This is a genomic window from Streptomyces sp. NRRL WC-3618, from assembly GCF_001280005.1.
Lineage (GTDB): Bacteria > Actinomycetota > Actinomycetes > Streptomycetales > Streptomycetaceae > Streptomyces.
The window spans coordinates 1-4928 of record NZ_LGDW01000152.1; the positions used below are offsets into that span (position 1 = coordinate 1).

General features: G+C 71.5%; 5 protein-coding genes. All 5 read left to right on the forward strand.

Annotation, left to right across the window (positions count from 1 at the left end):
* The coding region (locus ADL01_RS16845; RefSeq protein WP_053742818.1) for an A/G-specific adenine glycosylase at window positions 1-900 on the forward strand (900 nt) is incomplete at its 5' end.
* Window positions 901-1205: 305 nt separating this feature from the next.
* Window positions 1206-1748 (forward strand): SigE family RNA polymerase sigma factor, encoded by a 543-nt coding sequence (locus ADL01_RS16850; RefSeq protein ID WP_053742819.1) that lies wholly within the window; start codon window positions 1206-1208, stop codon window positions 1746-1748.
* Window positions 1749-1915: 167 nt separating this feature from the next.
* A complete protein-coding gene (locus tag ADL01_RS16855; protein WP_053742820.1) occupies window positions 1916-2569 on the forward strand; it encodes a hypothetical protein in 654 nt (217 codons plus the stop codon).
* A 39-nt stretch (window positions 2570-2608) separates the two neighbouring features.
* Complete coding sequence (cseB, locus tag ADL01_RS16860; RefSeq protein WP_053742821.1) at window positions 2609-3316, forward strand: two-component system response regulator CseB; 708 nt, start codon at window positions 2609-2611, stop codon at window positions 3314-3316.
* A gap of 10 nt (window positions 3317-3326) precedes the next feature.
* On the forward strand, window positions 3327-4751 hold the full coding sequence (cseC, locus tag ADL01_RS16865; RefSeq protein ID WP_234354669.1) for a two-component system sensor histidine kinase CseC: 1425 nt from the start codon (window positions 3327-3329) through the stop codon (window positions 4749-4751).
* The last annotated feature ends 177 nt before the right edge of the window (window positions 4752-4928 follow it).

Consider the following 4928-nt stretch of genomic DNA (forward strand, 5'->3'; position numbering starts at 1 on the left):
CCGCACCGCGACGACACCCCCACCGACGGCACCCCCCTCCACTCCCCCGTCATCAACTGGTTCGACGACCACGCCCGCGACCTCCCCTGGCGTCACCCCGACGCCGGCCCCTGGGGCGTGATGGTCAGCGAGTTCATGCTCCAGCAGACCCCCGTCAGCCGCGTACTCCCCGTCTACGAGCAGTGGCTCACCCGCTGGCCCCGCCCCGCCGACCTCGCCGCCGCTCCCTCCGGCGAAGCCGTCCGCGCCTGGGGCCGGCTCGGCTACCCGCGCCGCGCCCTGCGCCTGCACGGCGCCGCCCTCGCCATAACGGAACGCCACGGTGGCGACGTACCCACCGACCACACCCAGCTGCTCGCGCTGCCCGGCATCGGCGAGTACACCGCCGCGGCCGTCGCCTCCTTCGCCTACGGCCAGCGGCACGCCGTACTGGACACGAACGTCCGCCGTGTCTTCGCCCGCGCCGTCACCGGCGTCCAGTACCCCCCGAACGCCACCACCGCCGCCGAACGCAAGCTCGCCCGCGCCCTGTTGCCCGACGACGAGCACACGGCCGCCCGCTGGGCAGCGGCCTCCATGGAACTCGGCGCGCTCGTCTGCACAGCCAGGAACGAGACCTGCCACCGCTGTCCGATCGCCGCCCAGTGCGCCTGGCGGCTCGCCGGGAAGCCCGAGCACGAGGGACCGGCCCGCCGCGGCCAGACGTACGCCGGCACAGACCGTCAGGTACGCGGCAAGCTGCTCGCCGTACTCCGGGAAGCCCTCACCCCCGTACCGCAGGCCACGCTCGACGGCGTGTGGCACGAGCCGATGCAGCGCGCCCGAGCCCTCGACGGTCTGGTCGCCGACGGCCTGGTCGAGCCCCTGCCGGGCAGGCTGTACCGCCTGCCGCACAGCTGATCAGACAGTCGGCCGGACAACGGACGCGCACAGCCGCATCACATACTCGGCGTCCTGTAACGCTCCAACGCACCCCCAACACACCCCCAGCGCGCTCGTAAATCACCTTATACCGCCCCAATTCCCCCTCTCCCCTTACCCCTTCCCTATTTCCGTTACACAACCGACGGACAGCCGCGCGCTCTCCGCAGGCTGGCTCGGACAACCCCGTGACAACCCCTCCGTAGGTTCATCCCTGTACGGACCACAAGGCAGTCAGGCCGACCGGAAGACGGGTCGGAAACGGGGAGCAGGAGGCGGTCTACATGGCGCAGCAGGGCGAGGTGCTCGAGTTCGAGGAGTACGTCCGCACACGGCAGGACGCGCTGTTGCGCAGCGCCCGTCGACTGGTCCCGGACCCCGTCGACGCGCAGGACCTGCTGCAGACGGCGCTCGTGCGTACGTACGGCCGCTGGGAAGGCATAGCGGACAAGCGGCTCGCGGACGCCTACCTCCGCCGGGTGATGATCAACACCCGGACCGAGTGGTGGCGGGCGCGGAAGCTGGACGAGGTGCCCACCGAGCAGCTCCCGGACGCGTGTGTCGACGACTCCACCGAGCAGCACGCGGACCGCGCACTCCTGATGGATGTCATGAAGGTGCTCGCACCCAAGCAGCGGAGTGTCGTCGTGCTGCGACACTGGGAGCAGATGTCCACGGAGGAGACGGCCGCCGCCCTCGGCATGTCGGCCGGAACGGTCAAGAGCACGCTGCACCGGGCGCTCGCCCGGCTCCGGGAGGAGCTGGAGGCCCGCGATCTGGACGCCCGCGCGCTGGAGCATGAGGAGCGGGAGCGTTGCGCGGCCTAGGCACAGGGGCGACCGATCCCGGGGTCCCTCGGACACCGCCACGGACGGACACCGGCACGGGCGCGGGCGCGGATTCGCCTCCGGGCCAGGGACCGCCGGGTGCGGTGACCGGTTCAGGTCCGGATCCGGGTGCTCGGGAGTGGTCGGGGCGCGCCCCGGGGCTGCTCATGAGACCGGCGCTGTCCGCCCCTGCCCGGCGGGCCTTTCAGGCGGTGATCACGGCGACGGCCGTGCTCGCCGCCCTCGCCCTGTTTGTCGCCGCCTGCGCCACCGGCGGCACCGGCGCCCGTGACGAGGGCCCGGCGGGCACCGACGCCGTCGCGGGCAAGCTGAGGCCGAACCCCTCCTCGATGGCCTCCGCGTACGCCACTCCCCACGACGTGGACGCGGTCAGGCTCGTGCTGGACGATCCGGGCGTCGCGCCCTCGGTCAAACGCGCGCTGAAGCCGTGCGTCGGGGACGAGTACCCGGTCGACGTGTCGTACGGGGATCTGACGGGCGGGGCCGACGACGACGTCGTGGTCAACGTCATGACGTGCAGCGATGCCGTCGGCGTCGGTTCCTATGTGTACCGCGAGGCGGGTGACGCGTACCGGAACGTCTTCCGGGCCGAGGAGTCGCCGGTGTACGCGGAGATCGACCGCGGTGATCTGGTGGTCACCAAACAGGTGTACAAGAAGGACGACCCGGTGACGAGCCCGTCCGGCGAGAATGTGATCACCTATCAGTGGACCGCGGGCCGCTTCATCCTGGAGTACCGCATCCACAACGACTACAGCAGCGCGGTCGACGGTGACGCACCGACAACGGCTCCGAACTGACACAGACGAGACCACAGACGAGAACTGAGAGCATCCGGGATGGCAGACCAGACCCACGTCCTCTTCGTCGAGGACGACGACGTCATCCGCGAGGCCACCCAACTCGCCCTGGAGCGTGACGGCTTCGCGGTCACGGCCATGCCCGACGGGCTGTCGGGCCTGGAGGCGTTCCGCGCGGACCGACCCGACATCGCCCTCCTGGACGTCATGGTCCCCGGCCTCGACGGGGTCAGCCTCTGCCGCCGTATCCGCGACGAGTCCACCGTGCCGGTGATCATGCTGTCGGCGCGCGCCGACTCGATCGACGTGGTCCTCGGTCTGGAGGCGGGCGCCGACGACTACGTCACGAAGCCGTTCGACGGCGCCGTCCTGGTCGCCCGGATCCGCGCGGTCCTGCGCCGCTTCGGCCACGCGAGCGGCCCGAACGCGGCAGGCCCCGAGGACAGCGCGCCCGTGACCGGCGGGGTGCTCGTCTTCGGCGACCTGGAGATCGACACCGAGGGCATGGAGGTCCGCAAGGAGGGCCGGACGGTGGGCCTGACTCCCACCGAGATGCGGCTGCTGCTGGAGTTCTCGTCGGCGCCGGGCACGGTCCTCTCCCGCGACAAACTCCTCGAACGCGTGTGGGACTACGGCTGGGGCGGCGACACCCGCGTCGTCGACGTCCATGTGCAGCGACTGCGTACGAAGATCGGCCAGGACCGGATCGAGACGGTCCGCGGCTTCGGCTACAAGCTGAAGGCCTGAGCGGGCCCCCATGCGCACCACAGATACGCGGATCAGCCCGACCAGCCCGACCAGCCCGACAAGCTCGACCAGCGCGTCCGGCCCGTTCGGGAGGTTCGGCCGGTTCGGCGGGTTCAGCGGGTTCGCGGGCATCCACAGCGGGCTCAGGTGGAAGCTGAGCGCCGCCATCGCGCTGGTCGGCGCGCTCGTGGCGGTCACGCTCAGCCTGGTCGTGCACAACGCCGCCCGGGTCTCGATGCTGGACGGCGCGCGTGACCTCGCGGACGAACGCGTCCGGATCGGGCAGAGCAACTACAACCTGTCGGGGCGGCCCAACTTCCCGGGCATCAAGGTCGACGACCCGGACCTTCCGGAGGAGCTGCGGCAGAAGGCGGCGCAGGGCCGCCGGGCGACCTATGTGACCGACCGGCCGGACGGGGTGTCGGACATCTGGGCGGCCGTACCGCTCAAGGACGGGCGCGTCATGTCGCTGCACACCGGGTTCACCGACCGCAGTACCGACATCATGGTCGACCTCGACCAGGCGCTGGTCATCGGCTCGATCGCTGTCGTCCTCGGGGGCAGCGCGCTCGGTGTGCTCATCGGCGCCCAGCTGTCGCGCCGGCTGCGCAAGGCGGCGGCCGCCGCGAACCAGGTCGCCAGGGGTGAGACGGACGTACGGGTGCGGGACGCCATCGGCGGTGTCGTACGGGACGAGACCGACGACCTCGCGCGGGCGGTGGACGCGATGGCGGACACCCTGCGGCAGCGGCTGGAGGCGGAACGGCGGGTCACGGCCGACATCGCGCACGAGTTGCGTACGCCGGTGACGGGGCTGCTGACAGCGGCCGAACTGCTCCCTCCCGGGCGCCCGACGGAGCTGGTCCTGGACCGGGCGAAGGCCATGCGCACGCTGGTCGAGGACGTCCTGGAGGTGGCCCGTCTCGACGGCGCGTCGGAGCGGGCGGAGTTGCAGGACATCATGCTGGGCGAGTTCGTGGCCCGGCGGGTGCTCGTGAAGGACCCGGAGATCGCCGTACACGTGGTGCACGAGTCGGAGGTCACGACCGATCCGCGCCGGCTGGAGCGCGTGCTGATCAATCTGCTGGCCAACGCGGCACGGCACGGCAAGGCGCCCATAGAGGTCTCCGTCGAGGGCCGGGTCATCCGCGTACGCGACCACGGCACCGGCTTCCCCGAGGACCTGCTGGCGGAGGGTCCGAGCCGTTTCCGTACGGGGAGCAGTGACCGTTCAGGACACGGCCACGGACTCGGTCTCACCATCGCCGCCGGCCAGGCCCGAGTCCTGGGCGCCCGCCTCACCTTCCGCAACATACGCCCACCGGGCGCCCCGGAAGGCGTCCCCGCAGAGGGCGCGGTAGCAGTCCTGTGGCTCCCGGAACACGCCCCGACCAACACGGGCAGCTACCCGATGCTGCCCCGCGCGAGCAGGTGAGAAGGGGTGCGCCTGCACCCCAGGCCCCGTGACCGCCCCCTCAGCCCGTCCGGCGTTTGAGGACAAGGCCCCTTCAGGGCCGACAGCGGGGTCTGGGGGCGCAGCCCCCAGGAACGGGATGGGACGGGTAAGGGCGGCGGGGGCGAAAAACCACACCCCCGCCGCCCCCTCCCCCCT

Coding starts and splice junctions, on each gene's coding strand:
- cseC (WP_234354669.1), top strand. CDS start 3,327: ATGCGCACCACAGATACGCGGATCAGCCCGACCAGCCCGACCAGCCCG.
- ADL01_RS16850 (WP_053742819.1), top strand. CDS start 1,206: ATGGCGCAGCAGGGCGAGGTGCTCGAGTTCGAGGAGTACGTCCGCACA.
- ADL01_RS16855 (WP_053742820.1), top strand. CDS start 1,916: ATGAGACCGGCGCTGTCCGCCCCTGCCCGGCGGGCCTTTCAGGCGGTG.
- cseB (WP_053742821.1), top strand. CDS start 2,609: ATGGCAGACCAGACCCACGTCCTCTTCGTCGAGGACGACGACGTCATC.